This window comes from Alcaligenes sp. DN25, from assembly GCF_023674485.1.
Lineage (GTDB): Bacteria > Pseudomonadota > Gammaproteobacteria > Burkholderiales > Burkholderiaceae_B > Alcaligenes > Alcaligenes phenolicus.
This window is the reverse complement of record NZ_CP098408.1, coordinates 542,712-563,663: the sequence shown is the minus strand read 5'-3', so window position 1 is coordinate 563,663 and position 20,952 is coordinate 542,712. Positions and strand designations below refer to the sequence as shown.

Sequence of the window (20,952 nt, the reverse complement as noted above, 5' to 3'; positions counted from 1 at the left end):
CAGGACCGGTCGCAAGCCTGCAAAAGCTGGCGATGCACTGCACCCTGCGCTGCTGCGCTTACCGCAGGTTTTGGTATTTTCCGCAACAGCCACAAAGGTTGCTGTCCGCTCGTTCCAAACCGACTTATAGATTCTGTTCATGATCTGTTCGCTTACAAAAGTAATTAGTCATGTCTGCCCCCCTGAGCTCATTCCTCGCACTGGCGTAACAAAGTTTCAAGGCACAGCACAGCCCCTCACCTCGTTATGGCGATAAATTGAAATTTATTACTCAGAAAAGTCTTACCGAACCCTTACACCTATTCGGATATTTTTTATTCTCTTACCAACTTTTAATAATTACTTTTGAATTCTTACGTTAGCCGTTTGAATTATTGCAAAACATGAGCTTTCATTGAATCATCAATTTAAATTTAGCTCTAAATATTAGTTCTGTTCTGCTGCCTGTAGACTGAGGGTGACAAGCCGCTGTACTGCCTGAAGGCAGTAGCAAAATTGGCAGGGTTCACATAACCGGCCTCAACCGCCACGTTCGTGACAGCTATATCCGTGCCCCTGAGCAAATGCATGGCATATCTCATCCGGCTGGAACGCACGTAATCATGCACAGTCAAGCCGCAGCTTGTCTTGAAAAGCTCATTCAGGCGTCTGCCCGTCGTCCCGAACAAGTCGGCCAGACTCTCTGTGCTCAGGGGCTCAGACAGATTGTGAAGCACGTACTGCTGCACAGCCTGCACCAAATGATGGCGCACCTGCAGCCCATGACAAGCCTCCAGGCTAGAAGGGGAATCATGAGAACCACCCGCTTGAGGCATCTCCTTCAAACTCAGATGCAAACGAATCCGTTCCAGTACCAACTGCACATTCGTTCGATAATCGATGAAGTCACGAGCACCACTGCGCAACGCCATCAACTGGCTGTCAGCACACGACAAGGCCGACAGAAATACGACAGGGATAGCCGCCGTCTGCGGGTTGGCGCGCAACAGACGCATGAAAGAATCCCCGCGCAAGCGAGGTAGATGATATTCACTCAAGATGAAATCAGGCCGCAGAGACTGGCATCGAGCCAGACCTTGTTGCGCATCCAGCGCAAAACTGATTCGACCAAAATTAGTGCGTAATAAAACCAGCAAGTCTGCAACACCGGCCGGTTCCGGAGCAATAAATAGAATATGAGCTTCAGACGAGACGTGCATAAGCTATCCACCCAAGATCAGACAGGCCGTATTACTCCAAATTAGAACAAATTCTAATAATCAAGAAGACTTGCTTATAAATGAGCTATTTTTCTTAAACCCCCTATTTACTTAATTTCCAAAAACAAAAGTTACACTATTTCAATTTCTTTCTTTAAACACCCATTAATTGCTTAGCAAACCGCAACGAATAGAAATTAAACCTGCATTAAACATCCATATTTTATTTTTGTTTCCAAAGAGTAAATATAGATTCATAAAGCTACGGAAAATCCAAATAAAAACCCCGCTGTAGCGGGGTTCATCGTGTCCAGCTGGGTCAAACCCAAGAATCAGGCGCGGCGAGCATAGCCTGCACGAGCCAGCACACCCAGTGGGCCAATTTGGCGGACCAGATCTATTTGCTCGGGGGTACGCACATAAATGCAGCCTGCATACGACAGTGCATTGACCGAAATACCGTCAACTAACTCCACGCTGCGAGGCACCACCAGCATCCACCCCTGGCCTGCCAACATATTATGTGGCGGCAGCAAGCCATCTTCTGCCGTTTCCAATCCCAACTCATTGCAGGCATTTCGGTACGAACTCAAAAGACTGGCTGTCAAGACATCCGGCTCCTGCGCATCCTGCAACCGCACAAAACAGTGTTCAAAAGCCAGCGCGGGATGTTGATGCGCACTGCCTGCCGCAGCCTGGGCAGGGAGCTTGTCCAGATACAGGGCCAGCGAGCCGTTGCTAGCCGCCTGCGGAATCCATTGTGTATGTTTATGACGCTGACTGGCCCCAGCCGGGCCACCGCCGTTATAAAAGCCCAGACCGCCTTGCACGGCCAGGAAATCCGCCAGAATTCGGAAATCAATCTCGCGCAACGGGCTGAGCTGTTCGGAAAACACCTTGTCGGCCAGCACCAGATGCAGATCACAGACGGCAAACTTGTTCAGCACGATATTGTGCGTACTACTGGCGTCATCCACTGTCAGTGCCGGAGCAGGTGGCAAAAAGGGATTGAAGTTGGGGTCACGTGGTCCACCTGGAATCGAGACGCTGGCGGCATCCTTGGCCGCCAGAGTGGATACCCAACGCACAAAAAATGTCAGTCCCTGATCGTGCAGCAGCTCTTCCTGAGCTTGCACGGGCAACAAATCACCGCTGGCCAGCGCGGCCTGGCTCAGTTGGTCCAGGCGTTGCAAAATTTCCTTGCTCACGTCGTCTCGCTCCTCATTTGAAGTTGTATAGTGACGCCTTATTGTAGGCAAGAGACGCGAATAAACGCGCATTGCTGCCTAGTCCGAATTTTCCACCATCCCTATCAGGAGTATTCCATGTCCGGTATCCGCCGTATTGCCAGCCCACTGCCACTACCCTTCTCGCGTGCCACCATGGCTGGCGGCTTTCTGTTCTTGTCCGGCCAGATTCCTTACGACGCCCAAGGTGAAGTGGTGCGCGGTTCCATCCAGGACCAGACCCACGCCGTCTTTGATCGCCTGATCGAAGGCCTGGCTCTGGCTGACGCCACCCTGGCCGATGTAGTCAAAGCCACTGTCTGGTTATCCGACATGGCCTTGTTTGCCGACTTCAACAAAGTCTACGCCGAGCGCTTTGGCGACACCCTGCCTACCCGCTCGCTGGTTGAAGCCAAGCTGGCCAAAAACGTAGACGTAGAAATCGAAGTGCAGGCCTGGCTGGGCGATCGCGCCTAAGCAGCCTTCAGGCCGACGGGCCGTCACACAAATTAACGCTGCCTGGCCCTGGCTATGGCACACTGAATTCCCCTAGTCCAAGGAGAATCCTGATGCGTTTTTTTGCTTCGGCCCGTCACATTTTGCTGGCTTGTTCTGCCTTAGGTCTTGGCGCCAGCAACCTCGCCTATGCCGCCAACACGGGCAAAACCGCAGAACCGACTGCGATCAAACGCTATCTGGGCGACTCGGACATGCCTTTTTCCCGCGCCGTGCAGGCCGGGGACTTTCTATTCCTGTCGGGACAAATCCCGCTGAATGAAAAAGGCGAAATCATACGCGGCAGCATTGAAGATCAAACCAATGCCACGCTGGACCGGATTGAAGAGACCCTGAAGCTGGCAGGTGCCGACTTCAGCCATGTCATCAAAGCCACGGTCTATTTATCTGATATTGCCTTGTACGAGCAATTCAACAAAATCTATAAAGAACGCCTGGGCAGCAACTTCCCGGCCCGCTCTCTGGTACAAGCCAAACTGGCGGGTGGTGTGGATGTGGAAATCGAGGTTCAGGCCTGGGTGGGTGCGCAAAACAGCCCCGCCAAGCATTGATGCAGGCCACTTACTATAGGCAATTCGATATAAGCAGCACGCTTACAGCCTGGCTATCTTGTATGGCACACTAACCCCTTAGCCAGACCCCTTACCTACGCCAGGCTTGCCGCCTGGCGTTTTCGTGCCTTTACGGAAACTCTCATGATCTACGCGATTACTGCCCTTTTCGCCTTTCAGCTATTAGGCGAGATCCTGGTGCAGACCTTGTCCTTGCCATTGCCAGGCCCTTTGGCCGGCATGCTGCTTCTGACTGCCGCCTTGCTGATTCGAGGCGGCGTGCCCAGCTCTTTGGAGAGCACGGCCAGTGTCATGTTGCAGAACCTGATGCTGCTGTTCATCCCCGCTGTCACTGGCGTGATGTTGTATTTTGATCGGGTGGCCGAGGAATGGCAGCCCTTTTTGATCGCCACCCTGGGCGGCACCGTCATCACCATGGTGGTCACAGCCCTGGTGCTCAATCGTCTGCTTAAGAATCGTCAGGAAGAAGAATAATGACGGACGGACTTTTTCAAATCTGGGTCTTTTTATCCAGCTCGCCCCTGCTGTGGCTGACCTTGACCTGCTCGGTCTACGCAGGCTCGGTCTGGATGTACCGCCAGTCGGGCAGTAGCCCCTTTTTGTTGCCGATTCTGGTCTCGGTCGTTGTGATTGTGGCCCTGCTCTTGCTGACCCGCACGCCTTACCCCGTTTACTTTGAAGGGGCCAAGTTCATTCACTTCCTGATTGGACCGGCAACCGTCGCCCTGGCTGTACCGCTCTACAGTCAACTGCGTCAGCTGCGCAAGATCTGGAAGCCGCTGACCATTGCCCTGATCATTGGCTCGGTTACCGCTATTTTCAGCACGGTCCTGATTGCCTGGGCTTTGGGCGGATCAATTGAAACCATCATGTCGGTTGCCCCACGCTCGGCCACCATGCCGATTGCCATGGCCCTGGCAGAACAATTTGACGGTCAGCCTTCCTTGGCTGCTGTGGCGGTTGCCATTACCGGGATTGCGGGCACGATCATGGCGCGCCCGCTGTTGAACTTGCTGCGTATTGATCGCCCCGAGGCTCGGGGCTTTGCGGTGGGTGTAACGGCACATGCCATTGGTACGGCACGTGCCTTGCAGGTTCACGAAACGATTGGGGCATTTTCCGCCATTGGCCTGAGCCTGAACGGGATCATGACTGCCGTGCTGGTTCCTTTTGTTCCTATAGTCCTGCGCTGGTTAGGCGTGGCCTGACCCGGCAAGACAGGCTGGCTCTAGCGCCACTCGTCTCGATAGACGAAGCGGGGCATCTGCCAATTGCGGTGCAGAGCCAGCATACGGAAACTCAAGCCGATAATCATGGGACCCAGCAGGGTCACATACGGGTGCCAGTCCAGATGCTGGGCACCCAGATACAAAGCGCCGGTCAGCATGGATACGCTGGCATACATCTCCTTGCGTAGCAGCAAGGGGATGTCATTACACAAGATGTCGCGCAAGACGCCACCGGCACAACCGGTAATCATGCCGCTTAGCAGCACCACCGTAATGGGCAGCTTCATTTCCAGCGCGATCTGACAGCCAATCACGGTAAAGACCACCAGTCCCATGGCATCGAGCAGCAGGAACAGGCTGTGCAAACGCCGCATGATCGGAGCGATCAAAGCCGTAAGAATGGCCGCCCCTGCCGTGATCCAGAGGTATTCAGGATGCTGTACCCAAGTCAGCGGGTAATGCCCTAAAAGCACATCCCGCACCGAGCCACCGCCCAGAGCGGTGACACAGGCGATGGTACAGACCCCCACCCAATCCATGTCACGACGGCCCGCGGCCAGCGCTGCGGTCATGGCCTCTGCAGTGATGGCGATAATGTAGAGAACAAGTAAGAGCATGATATTTTTTACGCATCAAGCTGTTGAATAAGACCCCGATAACAACGCAGCATCAGCAAGCCAGGCACAGCAATAAAGACGGTACAAATAAAAAAGCCTGGCCAACCCAGGGATTCGACCAGCACAGGCGTCAGAGGCCCGGCCAGATAGGTACGCCCCACTGCCGACAGGGCCGACAGCAGCGCAAATTGAGTGGCGGAATAGGTCCGATTACACAAAGCCATCAGCAAAGCGACAAAAGCCGCTGTGCCCAGGCCACCACACAGGTTTTCCAGACCGACCACAATCCCCATCAGCCACATGGATGGCGAAGTTTCAATCGCAATCAGCCAGTAACCCAGGTTGGAGACGGCCTGCAAAACACCAAAAATCATCAAGGCACGATACAAGCCCAGACGAGCCATGATCGCCCCGCCCATCAAGGCTCCGACCACGGTAGCAGCCAAGCCAAACACCTTGTTGATGGTGCCGACCTCGGACAAGGTAAAGCCAGCTGCACGAATCAGAAAAGTGGTGGACAAGGCACCTGCAAAAGCATCACCCAACTTGTAGAGCACAATCAGCACCAGAACGCTCCAGGCACCTGGACGCGAGAAAAAATCTGCCAAAGGCGCGATCACAGCTTCTGACAAACTGCGCGGTGGACGGCTTTGTTCCTGCGGGTCGGGTGAAATCAAGGTCACCAGCGCGCACAGCGCCATGAAGGCACCCATCAGAAAATACGTGTTGGACCAGCCCAGCCAGCGGTCCGCCAGAATCAGGGCCAGGCCGCCGGACACAATCATGGCAATGCGATAGCCCATGACTTTGACCGCCGCCCCCGCCGCTCGCTCATGTGCTTGCAGCACATCCGTGCAATAAGCATCGAAGGCAATGTCCTGCGTGGCCGACAAGAAGGCCACCCACACGGCCAGCAAGGCCAGTGCGGTCAAATTCACCGAGGGAGAAAACAGGCCCATGGCCGCAATGGAGGCGGCCAGCAGCAGTTGAGTGACAAGAATCCAGCCGCGCCTGCGCCCCATGAACGGCGGCGCGTAGCGATCAATCAGGGGAGCCCAGAGAAACTTCAGCGTGTAGGCCGAGCCGACCAGGGTCAGAAAACCAATCTCGGTCAGTGAAACATTTTCAACTGTTGCCCAGGCCTGCAAGGTGCCTGAAACCAGGGCCAGAGGCAGGCCGCTGGCGAACCCCAGAATCAGCAAAGGCAAGACTCGGGGACTGGTATAGACACGTGACACGTCAGGCCTTATTAGCGCTAAGCAGCAAGAAAATGGGGAGACTCGAAACGATACATGGCCAAGGTACTGCGCCAGCCCGGCAAAAAACGCACCGTGTCGCGACCATTGAAGGCAGCACGATCAAGAATACGTACGCCCACCGCCTGGGCCAGATCCTGAAAGTCTTTCATGGTGCACAAATGGATGTTGGGCGTGTTGTACCACTGGTAAGGCATTTCGCCCGTGACTGGCATGCGCCCGCGCAAAATGCTCCAGCCATGCGGCCAATAACCGAAGTTAGGAAACGAGACGATACCATACCGCGCCACCCGCGCCATCTCGCGCAGGATGTGCTCGGTATGGTGCATGGATTGCAGTGTCTTGGACAGGACAACGGTATCGAACTGCTGGTCGCTGAACAGCGCCAGGCCTTTTTCCAAGTCCTGCTGAATGACATTGACGCCACGGCGTACCGAGGCAATCACAAACTGGTCGTTCAGCTCCACCCCCGTTCCGACAACCTGGCGCGTGTCACGCAGATGCGCCAACAAGGTGCCATCGTTACAGCCCAGATCCAGCACACGCGAACCTGGCTCAATCCACTGCGCAATGCGCAGCAAGTCCGGTCTTAACATGGCGGCATCCACCTGAGTTTGCGGCTTAGTCATTCTGCCAACACCCCTGTAGTACGGGTGCGCGCAGGCAAGCCCAAATTAGCGGCAATCTGGTCATAGTATCCCTGCACAACGGCATGATAACGAGGGTCCTCAAGCAGGAAAGCGTCATGCCCGTGCGGAGCATCAATTTCGGCGTAAGTGACCTCACGCTGGTTGCGCAACAAAGCCTGCACGATTTCGCGCGAGCGCTCGGGCGAGAAACGCCAATCCGTGGTGAAAGACACCAGCAGGAATTTGGCCTGCACCTTTTCAAGCGCCTTGACCAGGTCCCCCTGGTGCTGGCGCGACGGATCAAAGTAATCCAGCGCACGGGTGATGATCAGATAGGTATTGGCGTCAAAGTAACGCGAGAACTTTTCGCCTTGATAACGCAGATAGGACTCGACCTCGAATTCCACGCCGTAGTTGTAGTGATACTCGCCGCCCTGGGCTGGGGCACGCTGGTTGCGGCCAAACTTCTCGGCCATGACGGTGTCGGACAGGTAGGTGATGTGGCCCACCATGCGAGCAACACCCAGGCCAGCCTTGGGCACCACACCGTGCTCGTAGTAATTACCACCGTGAAACTGCGGGTCGGACAAAATGGCGCTGCGGGCCACTTCGTTAAAAGCGATGTTCTGGGCCGACAGGCGCGGGGTACTGGCAATGACCACGCAGTTTTCCACGCGCTCCGGGCAGCTGATGGCCCAGCTCAGGGCCTGCATGCCACCCAGGGAGCCACCCATAACGGCCGCAAACTTGCGAATGCCAAAGTAGTCGGCCAGACGGGCTTGGGCACGCACCCAGTCTTCTACCGTCAAAACGGGAAACTCGGAGCCCCAAGGTTTGCCAGTGGCCGGATTGATGCTGGACGGGCCGGTAGAGCCAAAGCAGGAGCCGATATTGTTGACCCCGATGACAAAAAAACGATCCGTATCAACGGCTTTGCCGGGGCCGACCATATTGTCCCACCAGCCAATGCTTTTAGGATCGTCGTCGTAATAACCGGCAACGTGATGCGAGGCATTGAGTGCATGACACACCAACACCGCATTGTTGCGTTCTTCGTTCAGGGTGCCGTAGGTTTCGACAGCCAGCTCGTAGCTGGGCAGCACTTGCCCACTGCGCAGATGCAGGGGTTCGTCAAAGGCGATCAGTTCGGCATGTACAGGGCCCACAGAACCTTCGGGGATCAAACCGCAGGATGGGCTAAGGGCGCCAGTGTCGGCGCTAGGGACGGAATCAGTGGCCATCAGGACCTCTTTAGCTGGATTTATGGAGCGCCCGCAAGCGGATCAGGCAAATCGGCGCAAAACGTATAAGACAAAATTCTAGCATCGCTGCGGCGCGGCGTCCAAATCGACCAGCCAGGATCGATTCAGAACTCTGGGCAACGGTAACGTCAGAGAAAAGACAATGCTTTGATTTACATCATTATTTTCATGCACATTTGTCTGCCAGCTAAGCTAAATTTGAGTACATTGGCCCGACGTCTACCACGAATGCATGAGGAATGTCTTTACCGTGACGCACTTAACTTCACGCGAGCAGTCCTGCCTGAACTGGGCTGCCCATGGCAAGACCAGCTGGGAAATCAGCATCATCCTGGGCATTACTGAACGCACGATCAACTTCCACTTCCAGAACGCCTACGCCAAGCTTGGAGTCTATAGCCGCCAAGCTGCCATTACCCTGGCCTTGCAACAGCACCTGATCAGCGGCGACCCGGCTAGCGAGCTAAGCCGTCAAAGAAAACCTTTGCCTGAGCCGCGTCCGGGGCCTTCCCGGAATCCGTCATAACAAAACCCTGCACCAGCCAGCCTGGTTCCATGCGTATCATCGCTTCCAGGCGCAAGGCCACACCGCCCACATCGCGCGTCATGAAGAAAATCTGTCCGGGTGGCGGTAGTTGTATCTGGTTTTTCTCGCTGACTTGCCCATCGGGTATGAATTTCTCGCGCAGGGAATCGTGCAGTGCCTCGTACAAGCGTTGGCGAGCGGCCTCGTCCTGCTGCAGTTCCTTGGGCAAAATCACATGGCCCACGGTGTAGCTTTGCCCGCCTGCCGTGGCGGTGGTCAGGTAAAAATCCAGTTGATGCTGCTCGAAATCCAACAGTCGGTGACTGGTCGTGGGCTTGCCGGGCAGCATGGCCGACAGGCCCGTTTGTTCAAGCTGAACCTTGCGCCAGTTAAACTCTGGGCTGCAGGCTGCCAACATCAAGAAAGCCGCCAGTACCGCGGTCATGCGCCTGATCATCATGGTGCTAATCCCATATCCCGTTTCATGCTTTTCATCGGCTGGCTAAACAGCCGTCTTATACTCGCCCTGCCCGATACGCCTTTTGGCGCAACTTAACAAAGCAAGTCTGGTCGGACTACTATTTATAGACGGGGCCAGGCCCCCTTGAACAGTCCCGTATCTTGCACCCGATTTCGAAAGTGGGAAACACCACCATGAACACCAGCCACGAACGCCGCCTTGCCCTGCAACAGAATCCCGAGATTTTGACGGGAATCTTGCGCGGCATCGAAAAAGAAGGACTGCGCGTCGATGCGCTGGGCCAATTGGCAAACACCCCCCACCCGCAAGCCATTGGGTCGGCCCTGACCAACGGCCATATCACGACCGACTACGCCGAGGCCCTGCTGGAGCTGATTACCGAGCCGCAAGCCCGGGTCGAGGACGTGCTGCAGGAGCTGACCGACATCCACACCTTTGTGGCTGGCAAGCTGGACCAGGAGATTATCTGGAACCAGTCCATGCCCGCATTGCTGCCCGCCGAAAAAGACATTGCCATTGCCTGGTACGGCAAGTCCAACACGGGCATGCTCAAGCATGTATACCGCCGTGGCCTGGCCGAACGTTATGGCAAGCCCATGCAATGTATTGCCGGCGTGCATTACAACTTTTCCCTGCCTGATGGCATCTGGCCCTTGTTGAATGTCTGTGGCGACAATCTGCAAGATCAGCGCTCCAATGGGTATTTGGCGTTGATCCGCAACTTCACGCGCTATTCCTGGCTACTGATGTACTTGTTGGGTGCCTCGCCCGTGCTGGATGCGAACTTCCTGCAAGGTCGCCGCAACAATCTGGACAAGATCGACGAGGACACCTTGACCATGCCCTGGGCAACCAGCTTGCGCATGAGCGATCTGGGCTATCACAACAAGGAAGCCCAGGCCGAGCTTCAGCTTTGCTACAACGACCTGGACACCTTTGTGATGCGCATGTATCACGCTGCCGTAACTCCTTGGCCGGATTACGAAAAACTGGGTACCCACCGCGATGGCGAGTGGATCCAACTCAACACCCATATCCTGCAGATTGAAAACGAGTACTACTCCAGCATTCGTCCCAAGCGCACCACCCAGCGCAGCGAGCGCCCGGCTACAGCCCTGGCCCAGCGCGGTGTGGAATACATCGAAGTTCGCTGTCTGGATATAGACCCTGAATCGCCTACTGGAATTTCCGAGCAAACCTGCCGCTTCCTGGATACGTTCCTGCTGTTCTGTGCCGTGCAAGACAGCCCCTTCTTCCCGGACGGCGGCTACTGTCAGGACAGCAAGAACAATTTTGCAACCGTCGTGCGCGAAGGCCGTCGCCCCGGCTTGATGCTGACCAATCAGCAAAAAGAGAGCGTCAGCCTGCAAGACTGGGGCCACGAAATTCTGGAATCGCTGCTGCCTTACGCGCAAATGCTGGATCAGGCCCTGGATACCCAAGGTCACACAGAAGCTGTGCAAGCCCAAATCCGCAAACTGGAAAACCCGGAACTGACACCGTCGGCTCAACTGCTGAGCCGTTTGCGCGAAACCGGCTTGAGCTTTCACGACTACGCCTTGCAACGCAGCCGCGAGCATCACCAGACCTTGCTGGCCCATCCATTACCTGCCGACAAGCAAGCCGCTTTCGAGCAACAGGCCAAAGATTCTCTGCAAGCCCAGATTGATATCGAAGCGCAGGATCAGGAGTCCTTTGAGGACTACGTCCATCGCTACGAACGCAATCTGATTCCGCCTGAAGTGGAAAACAGCTAAGCGTCACACAATTACAACAAGCCGCCGCCCCAGGGCGGCTTTTTTTTGACCGTTACCTGCAGGCTCATACAGCAGGAAGTTTCTCTTTCTCCCTTTTCTCAAAATGGCTTTTCCTCTATTTCGAATAATTATTGTTATGTTATAACATCTCGAAAATTAACAAACCGGAAGATGAGATGCGTTTCCAACCCCGTCCCCTGCCACTAGCCCTGGCTCTGCTTTTGTGCGCCTCGGCCCAAGCCAATGAAATTGAAGAAGCTGTCCCTGAACTGGCCCCTATCCGAATCTCTGCCAGCCCCCTGGCCTTGCGACAAACCGAGCTGGCCACCGCCAGCACGGTCCTGCAAGGCCCCAAACTGGATTTGCGCCGCAGCAGCACCTTGGGTGAATTGCTGGACGGTGAAGTCGGCATCCATGTAGACAGCTTTGGTAGCGGTGCCAGCCGCCCCGTCATTCGCGGCCAAACTGCACCCCGCGTCAAAGTTCTGAGCGATGGCGCAGAGGTCATGGACGCGTCGGCCATCTCGCCCGACCACACCATCACGGTCGACACCTGGCAAGCGGATCGCATTGAAGTGCTGCGCGGCCCATCGGCCCTGCTTTACGGGGGCGGTGCTATTGGTGGCGTGGTCAACGTGCTGGATCGCAAGATCCCCACGGCCATTCCCGAAAAGGGTTTTGAAGGCTCGGTACGTGCCCAGGGCTCCACGGCTGACCGTGGCAGAATCGGCGCAATCGAAATGACAGCCGGCGAAGGCAATATCGCCTTGCACGTAGAAGGTGCCTCGCACCGTAGCCGCGACTATCGCGTCCCCAACTGGACCGATGGACGCGTCAAGGACTCCGACTCCAGCACGGACACAGGCAGCGTTGGCCTCTCCTTTATTGGGGACCGTGGCTATATAGGCGCGGCCTACTCCTACCGTGAAGGCAGCTACGGTCTGCCCGGTCACAGCCACGAATACGAGGACTGCCACCCGCACGGCGCCACTCTGCATTGCGGCGGCCACAGTCACGATCACGGCCATGCCCACGACCATGGCCACAGCCACGAACATGATCACGAACACTCGGCCACCGCTCACCTGCGTACTCAGCGTTTCGATATCCGTGGCGAACTGCGTGACCCTCTGCCCGGCTTCAAACGGGCTCGCCTGCGCGCTGGTGCGACCAACTACCAGCACGTTGAAAAAGATGGCGATATTGATGGCACCCGCTTCACCAATCGCGGTTACGACACGCGCCTGGAACTGGAACACAACCCTTGGGGACCGTTTGAAGGGGTCATCGGCCTGCAGACCAGCCAGTCTGATTTTGCGTCCCGCGACGGTGCTGAAAACTTCATTCCGCCCACCCGTACTCGCAGCCAGGGCCTGTTCCTTCTGGAAAGCGTGAACTGGGACGACTGGCGTCTGGAACTGGGCGCACGTCAGGAATGGCAAACCGTTACGCCCGACTCGCAAACGCTGGAACGCCGCAAAGGCACGGCGACCTCCTTCTCTTTAGGTACGGTCTGGGACTTCGCACCCGAATACGCCGCCAGCCTGTCCGTGTCCCGCTCTCAACGTCTGCCCACGGCTCAGGAACTGTTTGCCAAAGGCGTGCACTTTGCCACGCTGAGCTATGAGCGTGGCGACCCAAACCTGGATCGTGAGACCAGCCATACTGTCGACCTGGGGCTACAAAAACACCTGGGCGATCTGCGCTTTGATCTACGTACCTTCTACACCCGTAGCTCGAACTACATTTATGGCCGCAGCCTGGACCGTCACGAAGACTTTCAGCTGATTCAATACAGCCAGGACAAGGCCCAGTTCTGGGGCCTGGAAGCAGAAGCCTCTTACCCCGTCACGTCCTGGGTCTCGGTCAGCGTGTATGGCGATCTGGTGCGCGGTAAACTGCAAGATCCCGGCCGCAACCTGCCCCGCATGCCCTCCGCCCGCCTGGGTATTCGCACGGATCTGAACTGGCAGAACTGGTCCGGCTTTGTCGGCTACACCCACACCTTTGCCCAGGACCGACTGGCTGAACATGAAGAGCGTTCGCCGTCTTACGGTTTGCTCAGCATGGGTTTAAGCTACCGCCTGCATATGGATCAGAACACCTACACCCTGTACCTGAGAGGAAATAACTTGCTGAACAAGTTGGCTTACCGCCATACCTCCTTTATTGCCCGTCAAGCCCCGCTGATGGGACGCAACATCCTGGCCGGGATACAGGTGGAATTTTGAGCAAGACCGCCATACACACGGGTAGCCGCCTCTACCAGATCGTGGCCGACATGCAGGGCGAGCGTCCTTGGGGCAACTTTCTGGATGCCGGCACCGGCAAGGGTTCGCTGCGCTGGTTGCTGACGCTGGACACAGAACGCTGGACGGCCATTACCGCCTCTCCCAGCATGGCCGAACAAGTCACCCGCGAGCTGGGCGATCAAAAACGCCCCGAGGACCGTCTGCTGGTGGGCAACTGGAGCGACCCTGAATTTTTGCAGGGCGAACGCTTTGATACGGTTCTGGCCGATTATCTACTGGGTGCCATAGACGGCTTTGCCCCCTACACCCAGGACCAGTTGTTCAGCCGCCTGCGGCCGCTTACCGGCCAGCGTCTCTACATTATTGGTCTGGAGCCCTACGTGCCCTATAGCAGCACGGACCCGGCGGGCAAATTGATTGTGGAAATAGGCCGTTTGCGTGATGCTTGCCTGCTGCTGGCAGGCGAGCGCCCGTATCGCGAGTACCCGATGGACTGGGTCCTGCGCCACCTGCGACAGTCCGGCTATCGCTGTGTGGATGCGCAGCGCTTTGGCATTCGTTACGGCGACAGCTTTATCCACGGTCAACTGGATATGTGTGACGGGCGCTTGCGCCGTCTGAAGGACCGCAACCTGGCCATGGCTTTGTCCGAGCATGTCCAAGCTTTGCGCAAGCAAGCTCTGGCCTTGAACCAGACCTTGGGTGGTCTGCGTCATGGCCACGACTATGTAATTTGTGCCGAAGCTGTTTAAAAACCAGAAAGCTGCTCAGGAAAAAGCAAAAGGGGCCTCGGCCCCTTTTGTCTTGCATAGACTGCGATGGCAGCACATCTGGTTGTAGCGACGGCCACAAGTTCAAGACTCCAGGCACTGCCTGTCCAGACATCGCCTATACGCCTGATCGTCGTCCCGGCCAAACTCCCAAGCGCAAGCTCGCCTGTCAACGCAGGCGAATACGCAATTTCGTCCCAGGCCAAATGATCAGGATCAATAATTAGCCCACTTCACCTGAACCGCGCATAAGGCCGTGTTTTGACAAACAACAGACACAAAAAAAGCAGCCTTTGGCTGCTTGCATCGCGACACTTTATAACTGGAAATTTAAACCAGGTCTTGAAAAGCAGCCCTAAAGAGCCGTATAAACAAGAAGTTCTGGCGCGTCCGACAGGAATCGAACCTGTATCGAGGGCTTCGGAAACCCTAATTCTATCCATTGAACTACGGACGCCAAGCTCGCTATTGTAGCGCGAGTTTGGAGTTTTTTTCAGCATCTATCCGGCAATTATGAGTGCGCTAAATCAAGAGTCAGATACAAGAGCGACACACTCCGCTATAATCCATGGTTGCGCGATCTGGGTCGGTGGCTTGGTAGACACGTCCTTGCGCACACCCATTAGGTAGGCGCAAGCCTTTATTGGTGGCCTTTAAAGGCCCTCCCGTCATTTCTTGTACGAACTCGCAGGATCCGATAATGAGCAACACGGAACAAAAACCCGAAGAACACAACGAGGGTCACTCAGCCATGATCAAAACCCCTAAACAATTGCTTGTGACCGTGGCTCTGGCTTTCTTGGTGCCCATCGCGATTATTGTCATGCTGGTCAGCCTGGTTACCTCCACCATGGGTGCAGGTGCTGGCTCCGCCGCCCTTTCCCCTGAAGCCATTGCAGCCCGCATTCAGCCTGTTGCCGGTTTCAAACTGGTTGACGCCAATGCCGTCAAAGAGCTGAAGACTGGTCAGCAAGTTTACGAAACCACCTGTACCGCCTGTCACGGCGCCGGTGTAGCCGGTGCGCCTAAATTTGGCGACAAGGGCGCTTGGGGCGAGCTGATCAAGCTGGGTCAGGACGAGTTGGTCAAGAACGCTATTCACGGTATCCGCGCCATGCCTGCCAAGGGTGGCAACCCTTCGCTGGACGACATCGAAGTGGCTCGTGCCGTTGCTTACATGGCTAACGCCGCTGGCGCTGACTTCAAGGAACCCGACGCTCCCGCACCAGAAGGTGAAGAAGCTGACGCCAAGCCTGAAGCCACTGCGGCTGCCGATACCAAACCGGCTGAAGAGGCTCCTGCTGCAGAAGCTCCCAAAGCAAGCCAAACCGCTGCTGCAGATGACAACAAGGTCGACCCGGCCGGTATCAAGCTGTACGACACCATCTGCTTTGCCTGTCACGCAGCCGGTGTTGCTGGCGCGCCCAAGTTTGGCGATCAAGCGGCCTGGAAGCCATATATCGAATCCGGTATGGACACTATGGTTCAAAAAGCCATTCACGGTGTAGGCGCCATGCCTCCACGCGGTGGCTCTCAAGCCTCCGACGACGAAATCCGTGCTGCCATCCAGCACATGGTTAACGCCGCCAAGTAAGACTGCGACAAGGCTCTGGCACCGTACAGAGCCTGCGAATACAAAAAGCCCGATGAATATTCATCGGGCTTTTTTATTGCCTGAAGCGGTTGCAGATGACGGATGCAGAAGCTGCCCCCTACAATCTAGCCCTCGGATCCCTGCACCCTGCAGCTATCAAACAGCTGCGGATACTTACCATGACACGTGTTACTTCCGCTGCCCGTCTGACCGTGACGGGCGTCTTGTCAGCCCTTGCCGCTTTAATTTTTCCTTCGGCTCAGGCCTTCGCCAATGAGTCGACAACGGCAGCCACACAGAGCACAGCGCAGGCTACCAGCATCCTGGATCGAGATAGCCTGGAGCAGGCTATGCACACGCTGCTGCAAGCCACCATGGCCAGAGACCTGGAAACAATTCTGCAATTTCAGTCGCCGCGCAAGATCCAGAAAATTTCAAAAGCAATGGGCAAGGACCATGCAGAGACCATTGCCGAACTGATCCGGGTAGGCCGCTCTATGGATGAGCATCAGCCCGTACAGATTCTGTCTGGCCACTACGACGTGGATACTGCACAGTTCGGCAAAACCAGCACAGGACGCGACTACGCCGTACTGAACTACAGTCGTACTTTCAAAAAGGACGGCAAGACCTTTGAGCTTAGTTACCCCACTTTAGCCAGCGTAGATGGCAAGACGATTTTCATCATCCCGCTCAGCGAGGATGCGCTGCTACCCGAGCTGATTGAGCTGTATCCGGACCTGGCCTCGGTGAAAATACCCGCGACCAAAACACAGAAGTAATAGTCTGCTCTCCTGGAGTCCTGAGCCCGGCCTAAGCATCCGTTTATTGAGCACCTGGTTCAGGCTGCCTTTTAGAGACAGGCAGGGTCCGCCATGGGCTTGGCGCAAAGAACTATCCGCCGCCCCCAACAGCCCCCGTCTGCCAATAAAAAAGCCTGAGTCCGGTGTCATCCCGGACTCAGGCCGACTCATAAGCTTGTAGGCTGATCTACCTCTAGAACACGCTATAAAGCGTCCAAGAGAGCAATCTCAGGCCTTACTGCGCCTTGCACTGAGCCAATGCCGTCAAGGACATACCCAGTTGGACACGGCGTTGCAGCCAGGGGCTGGCACGGTAGCGCATATCGCCCGTGACAGCTTGCAGGGTGTTCAATACATCCAGCAAATCACGCGAGCCGACGGCATCACCCATGGACAGCGGGCCATTGTGCGGATAACCCAGGCCCAGACGCACAGCGGCGTCGATATCTGATGGGGTAGCAATCTGCTGCTGAGCGATATCGCTGGCGATGTTCACGATGGTCGCCACTAAACGCTGGGCCACAAAACCGGCAGAGTCTTCGATCACGCTAACCGCCGTACCATCGCTGGCCAGCATGGCCCAGGCTTGATCGCGCCATTCTGGTGTGGTCGCAGCCGAGCACATCAGCACGCGGCGGCGGCCTTTCTCCAAGCCGAACAAGGTATCCAGCGCCACGGTGCGAGCTGGGTCCAGGCCATGCAAGGACACCAAAGTCGCCACGTCTTCACCATAAGGCGTCAACAGAATCAGCGCATCAGCCGGTGGCTGGTCGCCTTCCACCACTTTCACACCCAGTTCGTTCAGCAACTGCAGAGCGCGAGCCTGACCTTGCTCGTGGTAAGGCGAGACCCACACAGGAGCAAAGGAGGTGACAGCGGGAACAGCAGGCTCTTGAGGAACCTGTTTCTTGCCATCTTCATACTTGTAGAAGCCTTCGCCGTTCTTGCGACCAAACAATTTACCGGCGTGACGCACGGCGGTAATGGGCGAAGGACGGAAGCGCGGCTCATCGTAGAACTGACGGTAAATGGATTCCATGACCGGATGGGACACATCCAGCGCGGTCAGATCCAGCAGTTCAAAGGGCCCCATGCGGAAACCGGCCTGCTCGCGCATGATGGCGTCGATCTGGTAAAAAGGCGCCACGCATTCCTGGGCGATTTTCAGGCCCTCGATGTTCATGCCACGACCGGCGTGGTTCACGATAAAGCCGGGCATATCCTTGGCGCGCACCGGCGTGTGGCCCATATCGCGCGACACTTGCATCAAGGCATCGCCCACTTCCGGCGAGGTGCGCAGGCCGTCGATAACCTCGACCACTTTCATCAGCGGTACGGGGTTGAAGAAGTGATAGCCAGCCACGCGTTCGGGGTGGCGGCAAGCTTGGGCAATGGCGGTAATGGACAGCGAAGAGGTATTGGAGGCCAGCACACAGTCGGCCGACACAATCTCTTCCAGCTGTTGCAGCAAGCCTTGCTTGACGTCCAGACGCTCCACAATGGCTTCCACGACCAGATCGGCAGGGGCCAGAGCTTGCAGATCGCTGGCGGTTTGCAGACACGCTTTGGCCGCGTCCACCTGTTCAGCCGTCATGCGGCCTTTTTCTTGCAAACGACTCCAGACGGCGTGTACATCCGCCAAAGCAGCCTTGACCGAGTCCGCATTCAGGTCATACAGCAAGACCTGCTTGCCAGCCTGGGCAGCAATCTGGGCAATGCCCCTTCCCATAGCACCTGCGCCAACAATAGCGATGGTTTGTATCTGTTTCATGATTCACAACCTGATCGAAAAGCAATAAAAATTAAGCCTGTGCAGCGGAGCCGGATACAAGGGCCTCGACCTTGTCGGGCGACAGCTCCAGCACTCGCGCCAGGACCTCGCGGGTGTGTTCTCCCAGACGCGGGGGCGCACTGCGATACTGCACCGGCGTGGCCGACAAACGTAAAGGACTGGCTACCGAAGGCACGCTCCCCCCCTGCCCGGTCGGCAAGTCCAGGCGCAAGCCGCGCGCCAGCACCTGCGGGTCCTGATAAACCTGTTCCATCGTATTGATGGGCCCGGCTGGAATACCCACGGCTTCCAGCGTCTGCAACCAGCTATCGCGCCTGCGGCTTCGCATGATCTGCGCCAGCATGGGCACCAACTCGTCCCTGTGCATGACTCGTCCGGCATTGCGCGCAAAACGGGGATCATCCGCCCACTCGGGGTGACCCAGCTCCCGCGCAAAACTGCGAAACTGGGCATCGTTGCCCACCGCCACAATCAAATGCCCGTCACTGGCCTCAAAGACCTGATAGGGCACCAAATTCTGATGTGCATTACCGGGGCGCTGTGGCGCCTGTCCGGTACACAAGTAATTCATGTTCTGGTTAGCCATCATGGCCACCTGACAATCCAGCAGAGCAATATCCAGATGCTGACCCAGGCCACTACGGTGGCGCTCCACCACGGCTGCCAGCACAGCCACGGTGGCGTACATGCCTGTCATGACATCGGCTACAGCCACACCCGCTTTTTGCGGCTCGCCACCTGGCTCACCTGTCAGGGACATCAAACCACCCAGCCCCTGGATCATGAAGTCATATCCTGGACGACTTGCATAGGGGCCAGTCTGCCCAAATCCGGTAATCGAACAATAAATCAGGGCCGGGTTGATGGCTTGCAGGCTTTCATAGTCCAGTCCGTACTTTTTCAGGCCACCGACCTTGAAGTTTTCCACCAGAATATCGCAGCGACTGACCAGCTGACGCACCACCTCGGCACCTTGTGCAGTGCCTATATCCAGGATGATGGACTCTTTATTACGGTTGGCAGCCCCAAAATAGGCTGCATCTTCCGTGTCCGCCCTGTGACCATCCTGCAGATACGGTGGCCCCCAGCCTCGGGTGTCGTCCCCGGCACCGGGACGTTCGACCTTGATGACTTCCGCACCAAGATCAGCCAGGTTTTGAGTACACCAGGGCCCGGCCAGCACGCGCGTCAAGTCCAGAACACGCAATCCCGCCAAGGGCGCTTTTCGTTCAGTCGTGGTCATAGCAAACAAAAATCCTTCAAGTCGCTTATTGTGCACTACGTCTTCTTAGTCCGGTCTACGGACAGAAAAAAGTGCTCAAACCATGGTCATTTTCGAGGCCGGAGGAATTTGTGCAGCGCACCAAGCCGGGCGACGATAAACCGTCCTAGAATAGGTGACGATAGATTATCAGCGGCAGATCTTCCTTGCAGGACCCCGCCCCTTCAAGAGGCAGGGCACTTCTTTCGATAACAGGAGACCGACCTTATGCCATCGGCATTAACGCAGCAGCTTTATCAATCTATGACCCTGCCTGTAATGGCAGCGCCCATGTTCATTGTTTCGAACCCCGCCCTGGTGATTGCACAATGCGCCAGCGGCATCATCGGTTCCGTCCCCGCCTTGAACGCCCGCCCCCAGGAAAAACTCAAGGATTGGCTGGACGAGATCGACGACACCCTGGCCGAACTACGCGAGCGCCATCCCGAGCGCCGTATCGCCCCCTACGCCATCAACCACATCATCCACCAATCCAATGACCGCCTGGAGCAGGATTTGCGTGTGTGCGCCGACCACAAGGTGCCACTGGTGATTACCAGCCTGCGCGCCCCGCAAGACATCGTGCCGCATGTGCACGCCTGGGGTGGCAAAGTCTTCCACGACGTAACTACCTTGCGTCATGCTGAAAAAGCGCTGGAAGCGGGTGTGGATGGCCTGATCGTGGTGGCTGCAGGTGCTGGCGGCCACGCCGGTACCTTGAGCCCCTTTGTGCTGGTTAACGAAATCCGTCAGATTTTTGATGGCCCGATTGCCCTGTCCGGCGCCATGAGCCGGGGTCGCGACATTCTGGCGGCCCAAGCCATGGGGGCGGACATGGCCTACATCGGCACGCGCTTCATTGCCAGTACCGAAGCCAATGCCTCGGACGATTACAAGAACATGATCGTCAAGGGTCGTGCCGCCGATATCGTCTACACCCCGCTGTTTACCGGCATCCCCGGCAACTACCTGAAAGACAGCATCCGCGCTGCAGGCCTGGACCCGGACAAGCTGGACAGCGAAAAAAATGCCGACACCGCCTTCGGTTCGGGCATGAGCAAAGCCTGGCGCGACATCTGGGGCGCTGGTCAAGGCATTGGTGGCATTGACTCGGTGGAATCTACTGCCGACATCGTGGCCCGTTTGCATCGCGAATACCAGGAAGCCAAGGCAGCACTGCTGGCCTCCCCCTTCGCCTGAACAGGAGCAC

20 protein-coding genes, 1 tRNA gene, 1 pseudogene and 1 riboswitch are annotated in these 20,952 nt (G+C 56.5%); of the genes and pseudogenes, 11 read left to right on the top strand and 11 right to left on the bottom strand.

Annotated elements, in window-relative coordinates; genetic code table 11:
• Positions 1-18: 18 nt before the first annotated feature.
• The 3 genes and pseudogenes from NBV64_RS19105 to NBV64_RS02580 form a co-directional block, all read right to left on the bottom strand.
• Positions 19-141 (bottom strand): annotated as a pseudogene (locus NBV64_RS19105) (ESPR domain-containing protein); the annotation flags it as partial.
• A 278-nt stretch (positions 142-419) separates the two neighbouring features.
• Positions 420-1,199: a response regulator transcription factor gene (locus tag NBV64_RS02585; protein WP_250756633.1), complete on the bottom strand. Its 780-nt coding sequence runs from the start codon at positions 1,197-1,199 to the stop codon at positions 420-422.
• A gap of 332 nt (positions 1,200-1,531) precedes the next feature.
• On the bottom strand, positions 1,532-2,407 hold the full coding sequence (locus tag NBV64_RS02580) for an ATP adenylyltransferase family protein (RefSeq protein ID WP_009462648.1): 876 nt from the start codon (positions 2,405-2,407) through the stop codon (positions 1,532-1,534).
• Positions 2,408-2,524: 117 nt separating this feature from the next.
• Between NBV64_RS02580 and NBV64_RS02575 the strand changes: the two genes are divergently transcribed.
• The 4 genes from NBV64_RS02575 (at position 2,525) to NBV64_RS02560 (ending at position 4,721) form a co-directional block, all read left to right on the top strand.
• Positions 2,525-2,902: a RidA family protein gene (locus NBV64_RS02575; protein WP_009462650.1), complete on the top strand. Its 378-nt coding sequence runs from the start codon at positions 2,525-2,527 to the stop codon at positions 2,900-2,902.
• Positions 2,903-2,994: 92 nt separating this feature from the next.
• On the top strand, positions 2,995-3,492 hold the full coding sequence (locus NBV64_RS02570; protein WP_009462652.1) for a RidA family protein: 498 nt from the start codon (positions 2,995-2,997) through the stop codon (positions 3,490-3,492).
• A gap of 144 nt (positions 3,493-3,636) precedes the next feature.
• Positions 3,637-3,987: a CidA/LrgA family protein gene (locus NBV64_RS02565; protein ID WP_009462654.1), complete on the top strand. Its 351-nt coding sequence runs from the start codon at positions 3,637-3,639 to the stop codon at positions 3,985-3,987.
• A complete protein-coding gene (locus NBV64_RS02560) occupies positions 3,987-4,721 on the top strand; it encodes an LrgB family protein (protein WP_021447054.1) in 735 nt (244 codons plus the stop codon). The genes NBV64_RS02565 and NBV64_RS02560 overlap by 1 nt, the downstream gene beginning before the upstream one ends.
• Before the next feature lie 20 nt (positions 4,722-4,741).
• Here the strand turns inward: NBV64_RS02560 and NBV64_RS02555 are convergent, their stop codons facing one another.
• The 4 genes from NBV64_RS02555 to metX all read right to left on the bottom strand — a co-directional run bounded on the left by NBV64_RS02555 (position 4,742) and on the right by metX (position 8,485).
• A complete protein-coding gene (locus NBV64_RS02555; protein ID WP_009462658.1) occupies positions 4,742-5,359 on the bottom strand; it encodes a trimeric intracellular cation channel family protein in 618 nt (205 codons plus the stop codon).
• An 8-nt stretch (positions 5,360-5,367) separates the two neighbouring features.
• Positions 5,368-6,597, bottom strand: a complete 1,230-nt coding sequence (locus tag NBV64_RS02550) for a muropeptide transporter (protein ID WP_250756632.1) — start codon at positions 6,595-6,597, stop codon at positions 5,368-5,370.
• Between the two features lie 17 nt (positions 6,598-6,614).
• A complete protein-coding gene (metW, locus tag NBV64_RS02545) occupies positions 6,615-7,244 on the bottom strand; it encodes a methionine biosynthesis protein MetW (protein WP_009462662.1) in 630 nt (209 codons plus the stop codon).
• Positions 7,241-8,485, bottom strand: coding sequence for a homoserine O-succinyltransferase MetX (gene metX, locus NBV64_RS02540; RefSeq protein ID WP_009462664.1), 1,245 nt, complete (start codon positions 8,483-8,485; stop codon positions 7,241-7,243). Before metX ends, metW begins: the two co-directional genes overlap by 4 nt.
• Positions 8,475-8,553, bottom strand: a riboswitch (SAM riboswitch). (Overlaps the previous gene by 11 nt.)
• Before the next feature lie 203 nt (positions 8,554-8,756).
• Between metX and NBV64_RS19055 the strand changes: the two genes are divergently transcribed.
• The gene (locus NBV64_RS19055) at positions 8,757-9,032 is read left to right on the top strand and encodes a response regulator transcription factor (protein WP_009462666.1); all 276 of its coding nucleotides are present in this window, start codon (positions 8,757-8,759) and stop codon (positions 9,030-9,032) included.
• Here NBV64_RS19055 and NBV64_RS02530 read toward each other — a convergent pair.
• Complete coding sequence (locus NBV64_RS02530) at positions 8,962-9,492, bottom strand: hypothetical protein (RefSeq protein WP_250756631.1); 531 nt, start codon at positions 9,490-9,492, stop codon at positions 8,962-8,964. The two genes, NBV64_RS19055 and NBV64_RS02530, sit on opposite strands and share 71 nt — an antisense overlap.
• 194 nt (positions 9,493-9,686) lie before the next feature.
• Between NBV64_RS02530 and gshA the strand changes: the two genes are divergently transcribed.
• From gshA to NBV64_RS02515, 3 genes are all read left to right on the top strand, one after another.
• Positions 9,687-11,270 carry a glutamate--cysteine ligase gene (gene gshA, locus NBV64_RS02525; protein WP_250756630.1) on the top strand — a complete coding sequence of 528 codons (1,584 nt, stop codon included), beginning with the start codon at positions 9,687-9,689 and terminating at the stop codon, positions 11,268-11,270.
• A gap of 176 nt (positions 11,271-11,446) precedes the next feature.
• Positions 11,447-13,501 (top strand): TonB-dependent receptor domain-containing protein, encoded by a 2,055-nt coding sequence (locus tag NBV64_RS02520; protein ID WP_250756629.1) that lies wholly within the window; start codon positions 11,447-11,449, stop codon positions 13,499-13,501.
• Positions 13,498-14,274, top strand: coding sequence for a class I SAM-dependent methyltransferase (locus NBV64_RS02515; protein ID WP_035269227.1), 777 nt, complete (start codon positions 13,498-13,500; stop codon positions 14,272-14,274). Before NBV64_RS02520 ends, NBV64_RS02515 begins: the two co-directional genes overlap by 4 nt.
• A 400-nt stretch (positions 14,275-14,674) precedes the next feature.
• Here the strand turns inward: NBV64_RS02515 and NBV64_RS02510 are convergent.
• A tRNA-Arg gene (locus NBV64_RS02510) sits at positions 14,675-14,749 on the bottom strand.
• 243 nt (positions 14,750-14,992) lie between these two features.
• Here NBV64_RS02510 and NBV64_RS02505 point away from each other — a divergent pair.
• The gene (locus NBV64_RS02505) at positions 14,993-15,886 is read left to right on the top strand and encodes a c-type cytochrome (RefSeq protein WP_203145166.1); all 894 of its coding nucleotides are present in this window, start codon (positions 14,993-14,995) and stop codon (positions 15,884-15,886) included.
• Between the two features lie 179 nt (positions 15,887-16,065).
• A complete protein-coding gene (locus NBV64_RS02500; protein ID WP_250756628.1) occupies positions 16,066-16,668 on the top strand; it encodes a hypothetical protein in 603 nt (200 codons plus the stop codon).
• A 256-nt stretch (positions 16,669-16,924) separates the two neighbouring features.
• On the opposite strand, the gene NBV64_RS02495 is transcribed toward NBV64_RS02500, so the two are convergent.
• Together NBV64_RS02495 and NBV64_RS02490 are read right to left on the bottom strand one after the other, a co-directional pair.
• Entirely contained in the window at positions 16,925-18,460 is a 1,536-nt protein-coding gene (locus tag NBV64_RS02495; protein WP_026484074.1) for a 3-hydroxyacyl-CoA dehydrogenase, read from the bottom strand.
• Positions 18,461-18,491: 31 nt separating this feature from the next.
• Positions 18,492-19,724, bottom strand: a complete 1,233-nt coding sequence (locus NBV64_RS02490; RefSeq protein WP_250756627.1) for a CaiB/BaiF CoA transferase family protein — start codon at positions 19,722-19,724, stop codon at positions 18,492-18,494.
• 246 nt (positions 19,725-19,970) lie between these two features.
• On the opposite strand from NBV64_RS02490, the gene NBV64_RS02485 reads away from it, so the two are divergent.
• Entirely contained in the window at positions 19,971-20,942 is a 972-nt protein-coding gene (locus NBV64_RS02485) for an NAD(P)H-dependent flavin oxidoreductase (RefSeq protein WP_009462684.1), read from the top strand.
• Positions 20,943-20,952 lie beyond the last annotated feature (10 nt).

Excerpts from the sequence above, each read along its gene's own strand:
- NBV64_RS02570 (WP_009462652.1), top strand. The coding sequence starts at position 2,995 with ATGCGTTTTTTTGCTTCGGCCCGTCACATTTTGCTGGCTTGTTCTGCC.
- NBV64_RS02500 (WP_250756628.1), top strand. The coding sequence starts at position 16,066 with ATGACACGTGTTACTTCCGCTGCCCGTCTGACCGTGACGGGCGTCTTG.
- NBV64_RS02565 (WP_009462654.1), top strand. The coding sequence starts at position 3,637 with ATGATCTACGCGATTACTGCCCTTTTCGCCTTTCAGCTATTAGGCGAG.
- NBV64_RS02490 (WP_250756627.1), bottom strand. The coding sequence starts at position 19,724 with ATGACCACGACTGAACGAAAAGCGCCCTTGGCGGGATTGCGTGTTCTG.
- NBV64_RS02485 (WP_009462684.1), top strand. The coding sequence starts at position 19,971 with ATGCCATCGGCATTAACGCAGCAGCTTTATCAATCTATGACCCTGCCT.
- NBV64_RS02575 (WP_009462650.1), top strand. The coding sequence starts at position 2,525 with ATGTCCGGTATCCGCCGTATTGCCAGCCCACTGCCACTACCCTTCTCG.
- gshA (WP_250756630.1), top strand. The coding sequence starts at position 9,687 with ATGAACACCAGCCACGAACGCCGCCTTGCCCTGCAACAGAATCCCGAG.
- NBV64_RS02520 (WP_250756629.1), top strand. The coding sequence starts at position 11,447 with ATGCGTTTCCAACCCCGTCCCCTGCCACTAGCCCTGGCTCTGCTTTTG.
- NBV64_RS02560 (WP_021447054.1), top strand. The coding sequence starts at position 3,987 with ATGACGGACGGACTTTTTCAAATCTGGGTCTTTTTATCCAGCTCGCCC.
- NBV64_RS02495 (WP_026484074.1), bottom strand. The coding sequence starts at position 18,460 with ATGAAACAGATACAAACCATCGCTATTGTTGGCGCAGGTGCTATGGGA.
- NBV64_RS02585 (WP_250756633.1), bottom strand. The coding sequence starts at position 1,199 with ATGCACGTCTCGTCTGAAGCTCATATTCTATTTATTGCTCCGGAACCG.
- NBV64_RS02530 (WP_250756631.1), bottom strand. The coding sequence starts at position 9,492 with ATGATGATCAGGCGCATGACCGCGGTACTGGCGGCTTTCTTGATGTTG.
- metX (WP_009462664.1), bottom strand. The coding sequence starts at position 8,485 with ATGGCCACTGATTCCGTCCCTAGCGCCGACACTGGCGCCCTTAGCCCA.
- NBV64_RS02505 (WP_203145166.1), top strand. The coding sequence starts at position 14,993 with ATGAGCAACACGGAACAAAAACCCGAAGAACACAACGAGGGTCACTCA.
- NBV64_RS02555 (WP_009462658.1), bottom strand. The coding sequence starts at position 5,359 with ATGCTCTTACTTGTTCTCTACATTATCGCCATCACTGCAGAGGCCATG.
- metW (WP_009462662.1), bottom strand. The coding sequence starts at position 7,244 with ATGACTAAGCCGCAAACTCAGGTGGATGCCGCCATGTTAAGACCGGAC.